17 protein-coding genes, 1 pseudogene and 1 riboswitch are annotated in these 18,606 nt (G+C 61.7%); of the genes and pseudogenes, 8 read left to right on the top strand and 10 right to left on the bottom strand.

All coding sequences use genetic code 11. From position 1 onward, the window contains the following. Positions 1–20 precede the first annotated feature (20 nt). From cbiB to Q8R10_RS10020, 7 genes are all read right to left on the bottom strand, one after another. Positions 21–929: an adenosylcobinamide-phosphate synthase CbiB gene (cbiB, locus tag Q8R10_RS10050; RefSeq protein WP_305653627.1), complete on the bottom strand. Its 909-nt coding sequence runs from the start codon at positions 927–929 to the stop codon at positions 21–23. Continuing rightward, on the bottom strand, positions 926–1,591 hold the full coding sequence (gene bluB / locus Q8R10_RS10045; protein ID WP_305653369.1) for a 5,6-dimethylbenzimidazole synthase: 666 nt from the start codon (positions 1,589–1,591) through the stop codon (positions 926–928). Before bluB ends, cbiB begins: the two co-directional genes overlap by 4 nt. Continuing rightward, positions 1,588–2,874, bottom strand: coding sequence for a cobyrinate a,c-diamide synthase (locus Q8R10_RS10040; protein ID WP_305653367.1), 1,287 nt, complete (start codon positions 2,872–2,874; stop codon positions 1,588–1,590). Before Q8R10_RS10040 ends, bluB begins: the two co-directional genes overlap by 4 nt. Continuing rightward, entirely contained in the window at positions 2,874–3,485 is a 612-nt protein-coding gene (gene cobO, locus Q8R10_RS10035) for a cob(I)yrinic acid a,c-diamide adenosyltransferase (protein WP_305653366.1), read from the bottom strand. Before cobO ends, Q8R10_RS10040 begins: the two co-directional genes overlap by 1 nt. Positions 3,486–3,685: 200 nt before the next feature. Beyond that, positions 3,686–3,891: riboswitch (cobalamin riboswitch) on the bottom strand. 236 nt (positions 3,892–4,127) lie between these two features. Then, positions 4,128–4,865 carry a ferredoxin gene (locus tag Q8R10_RS10030; RefSeq protein ID WP_305653364.1) on the bottom strand — a complete coding sequence of 246 codons (738 nt, stop codon included), beginning with the start codon at positions 4,863–4,865 and terminating at the stop codon, positions 4,128–4,130. A gap of 134 nt (positions 4,866–4,999) precedes the next feature. Next, a complete protein-coding gene (locus Q8R10_RS10025; protein WP_305653362.1) occupies positions 5,000–5,737 on the bottom strand; it encodes a cobalt-precorrin-6A reductase in 738 nt (245 codons plus the stop codon). Continuing rightward, a complete protein-coding gene (locus tag Q8R10_RS10020; RefSeq protein ID WP_305653360.1) occupies positions 5,734–6,831 on the bottom strand; it encodes a cobalt-precorrin-5B (C(1))-methyltransferase in 1,098 nt (365 codons plus the stop codon). The genes Q8R10_RS10025 and Q8R10_RS10020 overlap by 4 nt, the downstream gene beginning before the upstream one ends. Before the next feature lie 56 nt (positions 6,832–6,887). Here Q8R10_RS10020 and Q8R10_RS10015 point away from each other — a divergent pair, with 56 nt between their 5' ends. Further along, positions 6,888–8,012: a chemotaxis protein CheX gene (locus Q8R10_RS10015; RefSeq protein ID WP_305653358.1), complete on the top strand. Its 1,125-nt coding sequence runs from the start codon at positions 6,888–6,890 to the stop codon at positions 8,010–8,012. 113 nt (positions 8,013–8,125) lie between these two features. Here the strand turns inward: Q8R10_RS10015 and Q8R10_RS10010 are convergent, their stop codons facing one another. Beyond that, positions 8,126–8,344 (bottom strand): DUF1127 domain-containing protein, encoded by a 219-nt coding sequence (locus tag Q8R10_RS10010; RefSeq protein WP_305653356.1) that lies wholly within the window; start codon positions 8,342–8,344, stop codon positions 8,126–8,128. 169 nt (positions 8,345–8,513) lie between these two features. Next, complete coding sequence (gene cbiE, locus Q8R10_RS10005) at positions 8,514–9,719, bottom strand: precorrin-6y C5,15-methyltransferase (decarboxylating) subunit CbiE (protein WP_305653355.1); 1,206 nt, start codon at positions 9,717–9,719, stop codon at positions 8,514–8,516. A gap of 212 nt (positions 9,720–9,931) precedes the next feature. On the opposite strand from cbiE, the gene cobG reads away from it, so the two are divergent. From cobG to Q8R10_RS09975, 6 genes and pseudogenes are all read left to right on the top strand, one after another. Next, positions 9,932–11,272 (top strand): precorrin-3B synthase, encoded by a 1,341-nt coding sequence (gene cobG, locus Q8R10_RS10000; RefSeq protein WP_305653353.1) that lies wholly within the window; start codon positions 9,932–9,934, stop codon positions 11,270–11,272. Next, entirely contained in the window at positions 11,265–11,891 is a 627-nt protein-coding gene (locus Q8R10_RS09995; RefSeq protein ID WP_305653351.1) for a precorrin-8X methylmutase, read from the top strand. The genes cobG and Q8R10_RS09995 overlap by 8 nt, the downstream gene beginning before the upstream one ends. Beyond that, positions 11,888–12,640 (top strand): precorrin-2 C(20)-methyltransferase, encoded by a 753-nt coding sequence (locus tag Q8R10_RS09990; RefSeq protein ID WP_305653625.1) that lies wholly within the window; start codon positions 11,888–11,890, stop codon positions 12,638–12,640. Before Q8R10_RS09995 ends, Q8R10_RS09990 begins: the two co-directional genes overlap by 4 nt. Positions 12,641–12,750: 110 nt before the next feature. Continuing rightward, entirely contained in the window at positions 12,751–14,415 is a 1,665-nt protein-coding gene (gene cobJ, locus Q8R10_RS09985; RefSeq protein WP_305653350.1) for a precorrin-3B C(17)-methyltransferase, read from the top strand. Between the two features lie 107 nt (positions 14,416–14,522). Continuing rightward, positions 14,523–16,499 (top strand): tetratricopeptide repeat protein, encoded by a 1,977-nt coding sequence (locus Q8R10_RS09980; protein WP_305653349.1) that lies wholly within the window; start codon positions 14,523–14,525, stop codon positions 16,497–16,499. A 230-nt stretch (positions 16,500–16,729) separates the two neighbouring features. Further along, a pseudogene (locus Q8R10_RS09975) lies at positions 16,730–17,010 on the top strand (hypothetical protein). A 172-nt stretch (positions 17,011–17,182) separates the two neighbouring features. Here the strand turns inward: Q8R10_RS09975 and Q8R10_RS09970 are convergent. Continuing rightward, the gene (locus Q8R10_RS09970; protein ID WP_305653348.1) at positions 17,183–17,782 is read right to left on the bottom strand and encodes a hypothetical protein; all 600 of its coding nucleotides are present in this window, start codon (positions 17,780–17,782) and stop codon (positions 17,183–17,185) included. A gap of 403 nt (positions 17,783–18,185) precedes the next feature. On the opposite strand from Q8R10_RS09970, the gene Q8R10_RS09965 reads away from it, so the two are divergent. Beyond that, positions 18,186–18,467 (top strand): hypothetical protein, encoded by a 282-nt coding sequence (locus Q8R10_RS09965; RefSeq protein WP_305653347.1) that lies wholly within the window; start codon positions 18,186–18,188, stop codon positions 18,465–18,467. The last annotated feature ends 139 nt before the right edge of the window (positions 18,468–18,606 follow it).

Below are 18,606 nucleotides of genomic sequence, written 5' to 3'. Positions count from 1 at the left end.
CCAGCAGACGCCCGCCGTGCTCAAGCATACAAAGCCCCAGCCACACACAGCAGCACCAGCCAGACAGCCACGCCGCGTTGCACCAGTTGCAGGGCGCGGCGAATATCTGCCGCCACCGGCGCGGCACCTTCGCCCAAGGGCGGGCGCTGATGCAGTTCACCGTGATAAATCGCCGCGCCGCCCAGGACCAAACCGAGCGCCCCGGCGCCAGCCGCCATCACCGGGCCGGCGTTAGGGCTGTCCCAGGTCGGTGCTTGCTGGCGCCAGCAGCGCAGAGCCAAGGCAGTCTGGCCACACAGCGCGTAGGTCAGGGCGACCAGACGCGCCGGCAGGTAATTAAGCAGGTCATCGAGGCGCGCTGCCGCCCAGCCGAACTTCAAGAAACGCGGCGTGCGGTAGCCCCACATGGCGTCCAGGGTATTGCTCAGGCGATAGAGCACCACCCCCGGCGCGCCGGCGAGAATGAACCAGAACAGCGCGGCGAACACAGCGTCGCTACCGTTCTCCAGCATCGATTCACTGGCGGCGCGGGCCACGCCCTCTTCATCCAGAGCACGGGTGTCGCGACTAACGATGCGCCCGACCTGTTCGCGGGCGCGGGGCAAATCGCCGGCGTCCAGAGCCGCCGCAATCGGCTCGGCATGCTCGGCCAAACTGCGCAGGCCGATGGCCAGATACAGCGCCAGCACCTGCACCAGCCAACCGATCACGGGCAGCTGGGCCAGTAGGCCGACCAACACCGTGGCCGGCAACACTGCCAGGCACCAGGCCAGCACGCCTTGGCCACGACCACCGCTACCGGCCGGATTTAACTGCTGCTCGATCCGATTGACCAAGGCACCGAAAGCCACCAACGGATGCCAACGGCGTGGCTCACCGAGGATCACATCCAGACTGACGGCCGCCAGCACGGCCAATACCAGACTCAACATGCAGGCGTCCCCCAGCTGTCTTGATAGAGCAATTCCTGCAGCGGCCGCTCAGTCGCCCAGCCCTCCTGTACCAGCATGGGTTTCGCGTAAAATTCGGTCACCGGGCCTAAACAGAGAATCGCCACCGCCTTGGCGCCGGCCGGCAAACCGAGCAAATCACCCAGCGCCTGCGGCTCGAATAACGACACCCAGCCCATGCCTAAGCCTTCGGCCCGCGCCGCCAGCCAGAGGTTCTGGATCGCGCAGGACAGCGAGGCCAGATCCATTTCCGGCAAAGTGCGGCGGCCGAAGATATGCGCCTCGCGGCCTTCCATCAGCGCCGCCACCAACAACTCGGCGCAGTCGTGAATGCCTTCCACCTTCAGGCGCATAAAGTCGTCGCCACGCTCGCCCAGCGCCTCGGCGGTGCGCAGCCGTTCGGCCTCGACCAGATCGTGAATAGCCGCGCGTAACTGCGGCCTTTGGATGCGAATAAAGCGCCACGGCTGCATCAGGCCGACACTCGGCGCTCGGTGCGCGGCGGCCAGCAAGCGGGTGAGCAACTCGGGCGCTACCTCACCGCCGGCAAAGTGGCGCATGTCGCGACGCTCGGCGATGGCGCGATAGACCGCCGCGCGTTCCTCTGGGCTAAAGGCGTGCTGGTTGACGGGCTCAGTCATGGTTTGAACAACTCTGCCGCCGCTTGGGGATTGGACGGCAGGTAGAAGTGGATATAGGAAGCGGTCAGGCGGCCGTCGCGAAACACCGCCTCGGCGGTCGGTTTGCCGTTCGGGCAACGGCCACGGGCCAGCGGCGTCAGTGCAGAATCCAGCAAGGAGTGATGATAGGTATGCCCGCGCAATAGACCTTCCGGCAGTTCAACATCTTGCAAGGCCAGCGCTGCCAGACGTTTTTGCAAGGTCGCGTGGCCAGCCAATAAACCGAGCATGGCGCCCTGCTCGCCGGCGGCATCGGTCAGGCTATCGAGCAAATAGAGCATGCCGCCACACTCTGCCAATAAGGGTTTGCCGGCCCGATGATGGGCGCAAATCGCCGCACGCATCGGCTGATTGCCGGCCAATTCTTTCAGGTACAGCTCGGGGTAACCGCCGGGCAAATACAGACTGTCCACCACCGGCAATTCGGTCGCGGTCAACGGCGAGAAAAATACCAGCTCGGCGCCGAGCTGCCGCAGCAGATCCAGATTGGCCTGATAGGTAAAGGCGAAGGCCGCGTCGCGGGCCACGCCGATGCGCACATCGGCCAGCAGCGGTTCGATCAGTTGCCCATCCGGCACGGCAAAGTTCACCGGTTCGGGTAATTCGGTACTGGCGCTGGCGGCGATGGCATCGGCGGCGGCGTCTAAGCGCGTGTCCAAATCGGCCAGTTCTTGCGCCTGAATCAAGCCCAGATGGCGACGCGGCAACTCCACGGCGGCGCTGCGCGGCAAGGCGCCGAACCAGCGCAAGGCCGGCGGCAGGCTGTCACGCAGAATATCGCCATGCCGCAGGCTGCCGGTGCGATTGGCCAAGACGCCGGCGAAGGGCAAATCCGCCTGAAAATTGGCCAAGCCAAAGGCCAGGGCGCCGAAAGTCTGGGCCATGGCGCCGGCATCGATCACCCCCAGCACCGGCACGCCGAAGTGCCGGGACAGGTCAGCCGCCGAGGGGGCGCCGTCAAATAGCCCCATCACCCCTTCGATCAGAATCAGGTCGGCTTCACCCGCCGCCTCCCAGAGCAGGCGACGGCTCTCGGCCTCGCCGACCATCCACAAATCCAGTTGATAGACCGGGTGGCCGCTGGCGCGAGCGAGGATCATCGGATCGAGAAAGTCCGGCCCACATTTGAACACCCGCACCCGTCGCCCTTGGCGCGTGTGCAGGCGGGCCAGGGCGGCGGTGACCGTGGTTTTACCCTGCCCAGAGGCCGGGGCGGCGATCAATAAAGCCGGACACTGGCGCATTAATACTCAATCCCTTTTTGCGCCTTAACGCCGGCCTTGAAGGCATGCTTGACCATGTTCATCTCGGTCACGGTGTCGGCGGCCTCGACCATGCCCGGCAATACGCCACGGCCAGTCACCACCACATGCTGCAGGGTCGGCCGCGCAGTGATGTCGGCGAGCACTTCATCCAGTTGCAGGTAGCCGTGTTTGAGGGCGATGTTCAGCTCATCCAGCACGATCAGGTGGATCGACTCATCGCGCAGCAGTTCGCGGGCCACCAACCAGGCGGCCTGGGCTTTTTCGATGTCGCGCTGACGGTCCTGGGTTTCCCAGGTAAAGCCCTCGCCCATCACGTGGTAACGCACCTGCTCGGGGAACCGCCGAAAAAACGCCTCCTCGCCGGTGCTGGCGGCGCCCTTAATAAATTGCACCACCGCCACCTGCATGCCGTGCCCCAGGGCGCGGGCCAGCATGCCAAAGGCCGAACTGCTTTTGCCCTTGCCGTTGCCGCTGTGCACCAGCAGCAGGCCGTACTGCTCTTGAGCCTCGGCGATCTTGCCGTCCATCAGGGCTTTTTTGCGTTGCATGCGCGCCTTGTGGCGGGCGTCGCGTTCAAGATCGGCAGTCATGGCAATAGCTCCGGCGGCCGGCTCACGCAGGACGACACAATGAACACACAAAGGGATAGGTCGGCGCAGTGGCCGGGCAACACAGCAGGCACGAACGGCATAGCAGCCGCAGGCAGGTAGAGGGACTTGCGCATTAAAGCGTCTCCGTCGCGCCACCCGCGCGACCTTGTGGTGAGCGGCCGGCGGGCAAAAATGCACGCCAAACCATGACTGCAACAGGCCGGTCTCCGGGCTTACGAGCGCGCCGTTAAGGCTGATAAGCGCCGCGTCCTATGCAAACGCACAGTCGTCTGGCGATTATTGGGCTCGTCTACCGTTGCGGGGGCAGCGCCGGAATCTTCGTGAGAATCACCGGCTTCCCTGTTTCACCCTGTTTAATGACGATGCCCCCGTTATGTGTTGCGCCGGCGTGGCCTTTGTAGGATGGGTTGAGCTTGCGATACCCATCGAGTATCGATAGCGATCAAGCCCGTGATGGGTATCGCTGCGCTCCACCACATCCTACGACCCACTTTCCAATCAACTCATAAGGAGTACATAGCCTATTTAATCGGGCACCTGAAGCAGGCGCGAAGGTTAGATAGGCTGCGGGGCTGCGTCAATCTCCGCTTGCCGCAAAGGCTGGGCGGTCGATTGGCTCGATCAATCCAGCGGCCGCATCAACAACTCGGGCACCAACTGACCGCCGATTAGCTGCTGATTAATGACCCGGCTTAACTCGGCCTGATTGCGCACCTGATACCAGGCGCCGGGCGGATAGACGCTCAGGGTCGGGCCTTGGTCGCAGGGGAACTGGCACTGGGTGCGGGTGATATGCACGCCACCTTCGCACTCCAATTTGCCGGCGGCTTTTAGTTGTTCGCGCAGGCTCTTCCACAGCGGCAGCGCGCCACGCCGGGTGCAACGTGGGCCATTACAGAGCAGCACCCGGTAGCTGTGGGTGGGGATGCACGACCAAGCGTGGGCGCTGGGCAGTTCCGGCACCGAAGCGCAACCCAGATGCAGCTCGGGGCGTTCGATCAGCCCACAGACCGCGCCGATATCCACCTGCTCGCCTTGCTTGGTGGTGGCGACAAACAGCTGATCGCTTTTGCCGAATGGCTCGGCCAAACGCTGCAACTCGCTGCGCAGCCAATCCAGATAGGGGCTGCTGCTGTTGGGGTCGAGATCAAGCAGCAACACCGGCAACTCAGCGCCTTCGATACAGGTCGTGACCCGCTGCCAGAGGCCATCGAAACCTTCGCTGGTATCGACGATATCGGCCAAGGCCACCGCACCGCGCAGGGCCAGCAATTGGCGCTGGAACAGTTCCGCCAGGGAGCCTTGCGCAAGGTCTGGGCCGACGAACAGGACGCGGGCATAGGCGGTGGCAACAGGCATGGACAGGACTCGGCAAGCAAACGGCCGCGCAGTCTAACAGGGCGCGATTAGAAACCTGCAGGCTCAGTGCTGTTGTAGGAGCGGGCTTGCCCGCGATGTTTTTGCGGTGGCCGTCATCGCGGGCAAGCCCGCTCCTACAGGATCTCGGCCGGGCGCAAGCCCTGCAACGCCTGCCACAGTCCCTCAACGCAGCTGAATTCCCGCTCCACGGTCGGCAACTGCGGCCGCGCCAGCAGCAACACCGGCAAGCCCAGTTCGCGGGCCACCTGCAACTTGGGCTCGGTGGCGCTGCTGCCGCTGTTTTTGCTGATCAGCACGTCGAACTGGCCGGCGGCAAACAGCGCCCGCTCATCCGCTAAGTTGAATGGCCCACGGGCACCAATCACAGTGGCGCGCGCATTACCGGGGTGGCCATCGAGGCTGCGCAGGGTCCAGAACTGGCTGTCAGGAATACTATCCAGATGCTCCAGCGGCTCACGACCGAGGGTGAAAAACGGCCGTTTAAACGGCGCCAGCGCCGCGCTTAGTTCGGCCCAGTCGGCCACCTCGCGCCAGTCATCACCGGCTCCCGCCTGCCAGCCAGGACGGTGTAGCGCCCAGCAGGGCACGCCGCTCAGCTCGGCGGCGCGGGCGGCGTTGGCGCTGATCTGCGCGGCGTAGGGATGGGTGATATCCAGCAGCAAGTCGATGCCTGTGGCGGCAATAAAGTCCGCCAGTCCCTCGGCGCCGCCGAAGCCACCGACCCGCAGCTTGCATGGCAGATCAGCCGGCCGCTTGCCCAGGCCGGCGAGGCTGTAAATATCCTGCGGGCCGAGGCGGCGGGCGATGCTCAGGGCATCACCGACGCCGCCCAACAATAAGATTCGACTCATAGCGACTCCTGGGCCTGACCGACAATCCGCCCTTGGCGGTCGATGGCGAACACTTCCAACTGCACCTGCGCCGGCACTATGCCGCGGGCAAAGGCCAGGGCCTGGGCGCAGACCGCATCACCCAGCGCCACCCCCTCGGCACAGGCCAAAGCCACCGCTTGCTGGCTGGTATTGGCCGCGCAGATGGCCACTTGCAAATCGTTACTGGCACCCAGGCCGGCGGCCCAAACCGCCAGTTGCGGCAGGTCGATGCTGGAGTGGCGGCTGTGCAAATCCATATGGCCGGCGGCCAGTTTACTGATTTTACCGAAGCCGCCGCAGATGCTCAGTTTGGCCACCGGCGCCTTACGCAGGTGCTTGAGCACGGCACCGATAAAGTCGCCCATCTCGATCAGCGCGGTGTCGGCCAGGCCATAATGCTGACGCATGCAGTCTTCGCTGGCATTGCCGGTACAGGCGGCCAGATGGCTAAAACCGTTGGCGCGGGCCACGTCGATACCCTGCTGGATGGAGGCAATATAGGCCGCGCAGGAGAACGGCCGGACTATGCCGCTGGTGCCGAGAATCGACAGGCCACCGAGAATGCCCAGCCGTGGGTTCATGGTCTTCAGCGCCAGCGCCGCCCCGTCCTCGACGCCGATATTGACCTCGAAGCCGCCGCCATAGCCGTACTCGCTGGCCAGCTGGGTTAAGTGCTGAGTCATCATCTGGCGTGGCACCGGATTGATCGCCGGCTCGCCCACCGGCGTGGTCAGCCCTGGCTTGGTCACGGTGCCAACGCCTTCGGCCGCATGAAAACGTACGCCGGATTCGGCACTCAACTGCACCCGGGCAAACACCAGCGCGCCGTGGGTCACGTCCGGGTCGTCGCCGGCATCCTTGAGGGTGCCGGCTTCGGCACCGGCCGCGCACAACCGGCAAAACTCCAGCCGCATCAACACCTGCTGGCCCTTGGGTAACACTATTTCGACCGCATCGAGCGCCGGCCCACCGAGCAACAGCCGCGCCGCCGCCAAACTGGTGGCGGTGGCGCAACTGCCAGTGGTGTAACCGCTGCGCAGCGGCGCGGGCTGCTCGGGGGTTTCGTCACGCATGGCGGGCTTAGTCGAGGTTAGAAAAGCGCATTGTAGGCCGAGCGACAGGTGCTTGGGTGAAAGCCGAATATCCGGCAGAAATTGCCAGGCCCCACATAATCTCGAGCCGAGCAAAGGGCGGCAGGCTAAATGCTTTAATCCCAACTAGGCTAAAAAAACCAACTCATGCCCAGCAACCAGGGCATCGGCCTTTAACAGGGACGCACATGACCGACACTGCCGTGGTGATAAGCAAAATATTGGTGCTGGACGATGAACTCGCCAGCCTCGCAGTTATTAAGCAACTGTGTGCTGACTCGCACTTGCAGGCGATCAAGCCAAACATGGACAGCTTCGCCGGGGTGCTCGATCTATTAGATGCAAATCTGGACTTGTTGGGCGGAGTGTTGATCTCCGAAAACTACAGTGGTCCGGGCCGTGGGTTAGCTATATTGCGCTTCATTCATAACCTGCGCCCTGAGCTGCCAATCTTCCTACGCCGTGACAGCAATACGGTGCCCCTCACCAGCACAGATGCACAAGCTCTGTGCGCCGTTTTCGACTTGAGCAACCTTGAACCGCTCAGATCGGCCCTCGAAGCCTCGATCTTCAGCCGTAACTACCCCGAACACTTAATTCGTGGCATTACCGAGATGTCGCTGAGTTCGCTGCAATCGTTATTCAAGAACTGCTCAGTCAACGCCGAGGCGGCTTATCTGGTCAATGACAATAATATTTATGGCGAAATCTTCAGCATGATGGCCATCGACAGCGATTGGTGCCGCGGTTACATGATGCTGCAAACCGATGCCGAGCAAATGCTCGACCTACTGCGTAGCAGCGCTGCAGCGGATGCCCGAGCGCCGATTTACGAGGATTTAAACGGCCTGTTAGCGGAAGCAAGCAATTTGATTTGGGGCGCGTTTAAAAATCGTTACGTGGGTAATCACGACCAAATTAAAGATCTTAGACAGATCCAAGTGCCGATCATCATCAACCATCAGCGCTCCTACATTTCCTTCGGCACCGACACCCCGCAATTGTGTATCAAGTACAGTTTGACTCCGCACAACGATCCGTCGGCAGCTTGCGCCCCATTGTTCCAGCGTTTTGCCTTTAACCTGACTTGGTCGCCAAATCTACTGGACGAGCACGCCGCGTTTGAGGCGCTGGTCAAGGCCGGCGAACTTGAGATTTTTTGAGCGCGGCGAGCAACGCACTATGCTTCTCACGCCAGCAGTAATGCCCAGCCATACAACCGCGCCGGCTTGCAATGCCGCGCACCGGCACGCGAGCGCCGCCAGGCCCTTAGCGTCTAACGCCAAAACGGCTTATCCAGCTCAGCGTCGCGCTCAACATGAGTGATGCCAGCATCGGCCAACTGCCGTGCATCCAGCTGGGCCAACTGCCGGCGCGTGCGGCTGTTTTGCAGCCAAAGCTGCAGACGAACCAGCAGACGCACAGCGCAAGCCGTGCGCGATGCAACCAATGAATATTCTGCGCGGTCAGTTTCAGTTACTGCTGAGCGGTGCATAGCGCCTCCTGTTAGCCCCTGCTGAGCTGCTATATCTGGAGAGCTATGGTCGCTGTTGATGACGGTTTGCCGTCAGCTACAGCACAGAAAAATTGTGCCCTTACAGTTACCCCGCCCAGAGTAACTGTACTGCTGCAGGCAAGCAGCGACTGTATGGCTGGCAGCCGCCCTACCCCGGTTTATGCAGCTCCAGCAAAGTAATGGGCAGCGCGCTGCGCCAGGTATCGAAGTCGCCCAGCGGTTGGGCCTGGGCGACCTGGATGCGGGTCAGCTCGCCGCCATGCTGGCTGCGCCAGGCCAGCAGGGTCGCCTCGCTTTGCAGGGTGACGGCGTTGGCCACCAGCCGCCCGCCGGGTTTCAGCTGTTGCCAGCAGTGCTCCAGCACGCCAGGGATGGTCACGCCGCCGCCGATAAAGATCGCATCCGGCGCTTCCAGTCCGAGCAAAGCCTCGGGGGCGTGGCCGGCCAGCAGTTGCAGGTGCGGCACTCCGAGGGCGTCGCGGTTGTGGGCGATTAACTGCTGACGACCGGGGTCGGCCTCGATGGCAATCGCCCGGCAGCTGGGATGGCTGCGCAGCCACTCGATACCGATGGAGCCGCAACCGGCGCCGACATCCCAGAGCAACTCGCCGGGTTTCGGTGCCAGGCGCGCCAGGGTGATGGCGCGCACATCGCGTTTGGTCAGCTGGCCATCATGTTGATAGGTGTTGTCGGGCAGGCCGATGGTCAGTGGCAGACGCTGAGCATTGGCGCCGGCCACACACTCGACCGCTACGATATTCAACGCCGCCGCCTCGGGCCAATCCCAGCTTGCAGCTAAACCATCAAAGCGGCGCTCCAACGGGCCGCCCAGATGTTCGAGCACTGTGACGCGACTGGGGCCGAAGCCGCGCGCGCTCAACAATGCGGCAATAGCCGCCGGGCTGCTGCCGTCGTTGCTGAGAATCAACAACCGCACAGCGTGATGAATCTGCGCCTGCAACGCCGCCAACGGCCGCGCCACCAGACTGAGCACCGTCACTTCCTGTAGCGGCCAGGCCATGCGCGCCGCCGCCAAGGAGGTGGACGACGGCGCCGGCAGCACCAATAGCTCATGCGCCGGCACTTGCCGCGCCAGGCTCGCGCCGACGCCAAACAGCATCGGGTCGCCACTGGCCAGCACGCACACAGACATGCCACGCCGCGCGAGCAACGCATCAAGGCTGAACGGGCTCGGCCAGTTTTGTTGCGGGGCGCGAATGCATTTTGGCAATAACTGCAGCTGACGCGGCGCGCCGATAATCAACTCGGCCGCCAACAAGGCACGGCGCGCCGCCTTGCCCAAGCCGGCATAGCCATCCTCACCGATCCCCACCACCGTCAACCAAGCCGTCATGCGTTGTCCCCAGAGATAAATCTGCCCGCAGCAGGCCGCGCGAAAACGCCGCATAACCGAGTGCAGTAGTTTTCACCCAGCCTCGCAGGCTCGCGCGTTTGTTTGTCGAAGAACAAGGCAAAGCGGGCATAATAGCGCCATTATTTGCCGCCACAACCGCAACACCTAACGGATACCGCACCGTGCTTTCTGCCGACCCATCGAGCGCTGCCTTGCCCACTACCGCCGCCCACGCACCCCGCCCCTCGCCGTGTCCCGGTTTGCTGCGGATTGTGCAGGCCGGCGACGGCGGCATTTGCCGAATCAAACTGGCCGGTGGACAACTGAGCAGCCGTCAGGCGCGGGCGCTTGCTGCCGCCGCTAGCAGTTGCGCCAGCGGCGTATTGGAGCTGACCAACCGCAGCAACCTGCAGATTCGTGGCGTGCGCGCGGGTAGCGAAGCGGCGCTGATCGAGCAACTGTTGGCCGCCGGCCTCGGCCCGCGCAACCTAGCCGCCGATGACGTGCGCAACCTGCTGCTAAGCCCCGCCGCCGGCCTCGACCGCGCCGCGTTAGTCGACACTCGCCCGCTGGCCGCGCAACTGTTAAGCCTGCTGGAAGACCAGCCCGAGCTGCACGCACTGTCGGCCAAATTCGCCCTACAACTGGATGGCGGCGAGTCGCTGGCCATGCTGCAACACCCCCACGATCTGTGGCTCAGCGCCCTGCCCGGCCAGCCGCAATTGCTGGCATTCGGTCTGGCCGGTTGCCCGAGCGATGCGCCGCTGGCGGCAGTGCCGGTCGAGCACGCGGTGGCCCTGGTGCAGGGCGTGCTGAGATTATTTTTGCAACTAGCCGGTCCCGAGCGCAGCCGCATGCGTCAATTGCTCAGCGAGCTGCCGGCGACGGACTTTATCGAGCAACTGCAAGCGCGCCTGCCCTTTGCCCTGCTGCGCGAGGCGGCTATTACTGATTGGCGGCGTGGCTCGGTGGCGTGCAGCGCACCGATTGGCATTATCGCCCAGCAGCAAACGGACCTACAGATGGTCGCCGCCGGTAGCCGCTTGGGCCGGATCAGCGCCAGTCAATTACTGGCGCTGGCCGACTTAACCGAGCAATACGGCGATGCCACCTTGCGCCTCACGCCGTGGCAAGGTCTGCTGCTGCCGAATATCCCCAGCGCTAACAGCGTGCAGGTTCTCGAACAATTAGCCGCTCTCGATTTGCTCACCGATGCCGCCGAGCCGCTAACGCGCCTCATCGCCTGCACCGGCTCGGCCGCCTGCGCGAAGGGTTTGGCCGACTGCAAAGCCGATGCGTTGCTGCTGGCCGAGCGTTTGCGCCACAGCGCCGCCCGCCCGCAGGTACACCTAAGCGGCTGTCCGCGCTCCTGCGCGTGCGCCCATGTCGCCCCCTTTACCTTGCTGGCGCAAAGCCCCGGCACATATTCGCTCTATCAACGGTTGCCCGGCAGGCCAGGTTTGGGCCAGTTGCAAGCGGCCGCCATCAGTATTGAACAGGCCGGCGACTGGTTCGCCGCCGCCTCCCCCGCAGCAGGAATCCCGCATGCTTGAGTACATCCGCGATGGTCAGGAAATCTACCGCCAATCCTTCGCCGCCATCCGCGCCGAAGCCGATTTAAGCGCCATCCCGGCGGACATGGAAAAGCTCGCCGTGCGCCTGATTCACGCCTGCGGCATGGTCGACATCGTCCAGGACCTGCGCTTCTCCGCCGGTGCCGGCGCCGCCGGGCGTGCCGCGCTGGCCGCCGGTGCACCGATTCTCTGCGATGCGCGAATGGTCGCCGAGGGCATCACTCGCCCGCGCCTGGCCGCCAACAACCCAGTGATCTGCACCCTGCACGATGCCGGCGTACCCGAGCTGGCCCGCGAGTTGGGCAACACCCGCTCGGCCGCCGCCCTGGAAAGCTGGCGCCCGCATTTGGCCGGCAGCGTGGTGGTGATCGGCAACGCACCGACCGCGCTGTTTTACCTGCTGGAAATGCTCGACGCTGGCGCACCGAAACCGGCGCTGATCATCGGTATGCCGGTGGGCTTTATCGGCGCCGCCGAGTCCAAAGATGCGCTGGCCACCGACAGCCGTGGCGTGCCCTACGTGATAGTGCGCGGTCGGCGCGGCGGCAGCGCCATGGCGGTAGCGGCGATTAATGCGCTGGCCACGGAGGTCGAATAATGAGTTTGGTTAAAGGCCGGCTACTGGGTCTGGGCGTAGGCCCCGGCGACCCGGAGCTGATCACCCTAAAATCCCTGCGTCTGCTGCAAGCCGCACCGGTGGTCGGCTACTTCGTGGCCAAGGCCAAAGCCAACAAGGGCCAGGGCGGCAATGCCTTTGGCATCATCGAGGCGCACCTGAGCGACAGCCAATTGCGCATGCCGTTGGTCTATCCGGTCACCACCGAGAAGCTCGAACCACCGCTGACCTATGAAGGGGTGATCAGCGACTTCTACGACACCTGCGCGGTGCTGATCGCCGAGCACCTGGACGCCGGCCGCGACGTGGCGGTGATCTGCGAGGGCGACCCGTTCTTCTACGGCTCCTATATGTACCTACACGACCGTTTGGCCGAGCGTTATCAGGCCGAAGTGGTGCCGGGCGTCTGCTCGATGCTCGGCGGCGTGGCGGTGCTTGGCGTGCCGCTGGTGTACCGCAACCAAAGCTTAAGCGTGCTCTCCGGGGTGCTGCCGGAAGACGAATTGAAACGCCGCCTGGCCGATGCCGATGCCGCCGTGGTGATGAAGCTGGGGCGTAACTTCGACAAGGTCCGCCGGGTGCTCGGCGAACTGGGCCTGAGTGAGCGCGCCCTGTATGTGGAGCGGGCGACCATGGACAACCAGCGCATAGTGCCGCTGGATGACGTGGAGCCCATGGCCTCGCCGTATTTCTCGCTGATTATTATTCCTGGGGAAAAGTGGAGCGGTTGAGGCCGGCATGGCGGATTACCCCTTGAAACCATCATGGTGGATTACGCCTGCGGCTAATCCACCCTACGCCCGACAAATCATCGTCGCGCCTCTTGCTCCCGGAACCGTCCATGCCTAACGCCACCTCATCCCCCGCCATCATCCTGCTCGGCGCCGCCAGCCTGGCCACCGCCAAGCGCCTGCAGGCGCTCTATCCGCAGGCCGTGATCCATGGCCTGCGCGGCCGGGTCGAGGGCGCCGATGCGCTGTATGACGACTTCGGCGCCACCCTGCGCGCGCTGTATGAAAGCAACGTGCCGATCATCGCCCTGTGCGCCGCCGGTATCATCATTCGCAGCCTGGCCCCGGTGCTCGGCGCCAAGGACGCCGAGCCGCCGGTGCTGGCCGTGGCCGAAGACGGCAGCGCCGTGGTGCCGCTGCTCGGTGGGCTGGCTGGGGTGAATAACCTGGCCCGGGAGATCGCCGCACTGTTGGCCGTGGCACCGGCCATTACCACCAGCGGCGAACTGCGCTTCGGCACCTGCGTACTCAATCCGCCGGCCGGTTATGTGCTGGCCGACTTGGAGCACGGCAAACGCCTGGTCAGCGACTTACTCGGCGGCCAGTCGGTGCGCATCGACGGCGCCGCGCCCTGGCTGGCGGAGGCCCGCTTGCCGCTGGATGAGCAGGCCAGCCGCAGCATCCGCATCAGCCCAGAGTTGGCGGCGGACTCGAACGCCCTGCTGATCCATCCGCGCCTAGTGCTGGCGCAGCTCAAGCAGGCCGATGCCGATGCAACCAACCTGCGCGCCGCCCTGCGAGGCGCAGGTCTGGCCGAGGCAGCACTGGCCGCACTGCTGGTGGATCGCAATCAGATGGCTCAACCGCACTGGGCTGCCGTGGCCGCCGAACTGAATGTACCGCTGCGGTTTATCGACGCCAGCTGCCAGCTACCAGACGCCATGCACAGTGATGATTCGATCAGCCTGCACCTGGCCGCGACACCAGAAGCGGCGCAAAAAATCGGCCAAGCCCGTGGCCGTCTGAGCGTGGTCGGCCTCGGCCCCGGCGCCGCCGATTTGATGGTGCCGGCCGTGCGCCAAGCCTTGGATCAGGCCGAAGACGTGCTCGGCTACGAAACCTATGTGACCATGGCCGGCCCCTTTCGTCCCGAGCAGTTGCAGCACAACAGCGATAACCGCGAAGAGCTGCAGCGCGCCGCCCACGCCTTCGAGCTGGCCGCCCAAGGCCGGCGGGTGGTGATGGTGTCGTCCGGCGACCCTGGCGTGTTCGCCATGGCCGCTGCCGTATTGGAAGCGCTGGAAGCCAGCACTAATAGCGACTGGCACAACGTCGAACTGCAGATGCTGCCCGGCGTGTCCGCCGCCCTGGCCACCGCCGCCAAGGCCGGCGCACCCCTGGGCCATGACTTTTGCATGCTGTCGCTGTCGGACAACCTCAAGCCCTGGGCCATGATCGAGAAACGCCTAGAGCATGCCGGCATCGCCGATCTGGCCATGGCCTTCTACAACCCGATTTCTAAATCCCGGCCCTGGCAACTCGGCCGCGCCCTGGAGATAGTGCGCCAGCAGCGCCGCCCGGAAACCATCGTGGTGCTCGGCCGCGACATCGGCCGCCCCGCCGAAGCGCTGACTATCACCACCCTCGGCGAGCTAACCCCCGAGCACGTGGATATGCGCACCCTGGTGATTATCGGCTCCAGCACCACCCGCCGCTTCCCGCGCGCCGAGGGTGGTTACTGGGTCTACACCCCGCGCTGGTATCCGGCAGATTGAAAAAAACAGTACAAGGCAACAAAATTTATAGGCACGAACTCGACAGCCATAGACGCAAAAAGCCACGACTTGCGGTCCAACCATTCTAGAAAATGGACTTAACCTAAATGCCAAAGCACGCAGCCGAAATTTTCGCCAAAGCCCTGCAATGTCACCAAGCCGGTGATTTTGCCCAAGCGCAAACTTTGTATTTACAGACAATCCAACTAGAACCTAAGCATTGCGACGCGCTGCATTTTCTCGGGATACTTTCAAGCCAAACTGGCCAGCATGAAACTGCAACCAAGCTTATTGATATGGCACTCGCACTGGCGCCCTCCGCAATCATGCATGCAAATATTGGTCACGCGTATCTGGCACAAAATAAATATCAAGCCGCCACCACCCACTACCAAGCCTCAATTGAACTTCAAGCTGACTCCTTTGAAACCCATACTAACCTTGGCATTGCCTTGCGCGCGCAAGGTAAATTTAGCGCAGCTGTTGCTAGTTTCAACCACGCAATCACCAGCAACCCCAACTACACCCCCGCCTATAATGCCCTAGGCAGCACACTTAAAGCCCAAGGCAAACTACTCGCAGCGATACAAATCTACCAGCAAGCACTTACGTTAAACCCCAACTACGCCGACAGCCATAACAATCTTGGCAATGCCTATCAAGCGCTCGGCGAGTTAGATAAATCCGAAAAAAGCTACAACCGAGCCCTTAGCATTGATAAAAATCATGTTGATGCCTATAATAACCTCGGCAATGCACTGCAAGCACAAGGCCGACATGCAGCCGCCTTAACAAACTACCATCAGGCTATTAGCCTCTCGCCCAACAATCCCACCCTGCGCAGCAACTTACTCTTTAGTCTTAGCACCTATGAGAACTGCTCGGCGCAACAATACCGTGAAGAAGCGCAGAGCTATGGTCAACTTACACTGACGCTAGCCAAACCATTTAGCCAGTGGCCCTGCCTAAGCGCGGCGCCAAGCCGCGAAGACAAACTACGAATAGGCATTGTTTCTGGCGACCTGAAAACACATCCCGTAGGGTATTTTCTTGAAAGCATCGTCAAACACCTTAACCCTGCGGATATAGAGCTTTTTGCCTATACCACGCAACCGCTCGAAGATGAGTTAACCCATCGTTTGCAGCCATATTTTAGTCAGTGGCAAAGCATTGTCGGGCGCAGCGATGCCATGGCCGCACAACTTATTCATAACGATGAAATTCAAATTTTAATCGACCTAGCGGGACACACCGCCCACAACCGACTACCAGTATTCGCATGGAAGCCGGCCCCCGTACAAGTCAGCTGGCTAGGTTATTTTGCCAGCACCGGCGTTATCGGTATGGATTATATTCTCGCCGACCACATTTCGCTGCCCGCCACCAACAAATCACACTTTAGCGAAAAACCGTGGTATCTGCCGCAGACCCGCTTATGCTTTAACCCACCTACCAGCGATACGCAACTGCCTGTTACATCCGCTCCCGTGCAGAACAATGGTTATATTACTTTTGGTTGCTTTCAAAAACTAACAAAGATCAACGATAATATTTTGCGCCTCTGGGGAGACATACTTAAAGCATTACCCCATGCGCGCCTACGCCTACAAAACAAACAAATGAATTGCCCTACAGCTCAAGCACAGCTACAACAGCGACTCGCTACCTTCGGTATAGTCGCCGAGCAAATTATAATAATTAACGAGATGCCGAGAGCCGATTATCTTGAGGCTTACTCGCAGGTGGACATAATCCTTGACACCTTTCCGTTCACCGGCGGCACCACCACATGCGAAGCCCTGTGGATGGGCGTACCAACTCTCACATTAATGGGTAACAGCATGCTAGCGCGTCAAGGCGCCAGCTTACTCAGTTGTGTCGGCCTATCCGCCTGGATAGCCCACAACGAAAACGAGTACATTGATAAAGCCTTGTCATTCGCAGCCAATACCGAATCGCTCATACAATTACGCAGCAGCCTTCGCGCGACAATGCTTAAGTCCCCAATAACTGACGCGCCGCGCTTCGCCAAGAATCTAGAGTTAGCATTTAAAAAAATGTGGCACCTTAGAACGACCTCCTAACTTCAGCGGCGCTTAAAAATTCGCTGCCAGATCAAGCCATAAGCCATAACTGCAGCGCTGGTATCCGCGGACTAACCGACAGACTGCTAGGACTCAGGAATGTAGCGAACAGTTCGCTAGGTGATCCGTGACACACCTGGCGATAAACAGGCACCGCGCATTTCCGTAGCGTGGCTTTTTGCCCCACGCGTCCCTGCATTAGTCCGCCCTTGCCCATAAGGAACCACACCATGAAAGTCTTGATTTGCCGCCCCCTGATCGCTCTGGTTTTGGTCGGCTGCGCCGGCGGCAACAAGCCTTACCGCGACAGCTGTGGCAGCCAACTGGACGTCGCCTGGCACGAATCCGACATCGCCAAATCGAAGGCTTCGCCGGCAGCGTCAGCTACACCAAGGCCATGTCACTGCTAACCGCCGCCAAGACCAAGCAACAGTTCGAGGCCTTCGAAGGCTGCACCAGCAAAGCGGAAAAAGCGCGCTTCTATATTCGAGAATCAAGGGCTAGCCGCTGATTGAAGCAGAGCGCCATCTAGGGCCAATGAAGCCCGCGCAGCCATTGCCCTTTCACCCTACCGTTCTGTTGCTTCGTTGTGCCTTGTGCCCCACATGGATGTGGGAAATGCAGCTAGCCCGCAGGAGCGGACGTCGCACGAGCCGTCGCTCGCTACATTTTTCAACGGCCTGTTAATGGCCTAGATGCTTCAGGGCGCTCAGCATCGGCTCGTTGGATATCTGGATCAGCCCGTCAAACGGCGTATCAAGCTCCAGAATCAGGAAGATCGCACCCGCCACCGACAGCGCCGCCAACATCAGCGCCACGATGACTGCGCCATTGAACTGTGCGAACAAGCCGCTGCAGGCAAAAATAATGGCCAGCCAGACGGTGACCACGATCAGCAGCGGCATCGAGATGGACGACTCCCGCGGCTCGAACAACAGCCAACGCATCTGTCCGAGGTCGCTGGCGATACTCACCGCCAGGGACTTGAGCGAGCGCTGCATATCGTTTTGCGGCGTCAGTTGCTGGATCGACCGGGGCAGCGCCTCGGTTAGGGTAGCGCCGGGCGCCACTGGCCCATGGGCGTTTTTTTGTGCCGGCCACATGCGTTTAATTGAGCCCACAGTCGCCTGCCGCAATAGTTCACGGGTTGCCGCCGCGTCGGCGCCGTAACTGCTCAGCAGACGATCGAGGTAAATGATTTTGCTGGACATCTGGATCACCCCCGCACGCTCGGTGTCGTACGCGCCCTTGGTCGAGGAAATCAGCAGCACCAGCGCCGCCATAGTCGCGACCAGGCCCAGGCCAATGCCGATGTGTATCGCATCCTTATTGTCGGAGTTCAGGTGGTGCTCCGGCAGCGCGGCGTGGCGCCAAAAAAACAGGCAAAAACGAGCAGTGCAATGGTCGTATTGGTCATAGATGGCTAGCCCTGGTTAGGTTTTTATAAAGTTGTCCGAGGGACGATGCCATATGCAGCCAGCCGTCACAGCACCAATAAGCACGCTAGCCAGCGGCATCCAACACGGCGCAGCAACACGCACTCAACTTTCCAGGCTGGCTGTAGTCCAACACCGCAGACTGTGCCTGCGCGGCAACTCGATAGACAGCCGCTGGGTAATTCCGTAGCTTGTTTTTTTGCTCAAAATCAATCAACCGAACAGCACTGTTACTTGTGGAGTATTTGCGATGAAAGCTTGGATCTGCTTACCCCTGATCGCCCTGACACTCGCCGGTTGCGCCGGCAGCCACAAACCCTATCGAGACAACTGTGGCAGCCAACTGGACGCCGCTTGGCGCGAATCCGACATCGCCAAAACCGAAGGCTTCGCCGGCAGCGTCAGCTACACCAAAGCCATGTCGCTGCTAACCGCCGCCAAGACTCAACAACAGTTCGAGGCCTTTGAAGGCTGCACGCGCAAAGCGGAAAAAGCCCGGTTCTATATTCGCGAATCACGGGCTGGGCGCTGAGCGCGTAGCGACCGGCCACGATTAGCGGCGTACGGCTGCGGGCGAGCAGTGCCGCACCCTAGCGACTCAGGCTTAAACTCTCACTTGCGGGGCGCACTGTGCTCTGCGCCCGAACTGTTTAACGCAGCTGCACGGAAAG

It is taken from the genome of Pseudomonas sp. (assembly GCF_030698175.1).
Classification (GTDB): domain Bacteria; phylum Pseudomonadota; class Gammaproteobacteria; order Pseudomonadales; family Pseudomonadaceae; genus Aquipseudomonas.
Note: the sequence above shows the minus strand (reverse complement) of the source record. Positions and strands in the feature narration are given on the sequence as shown.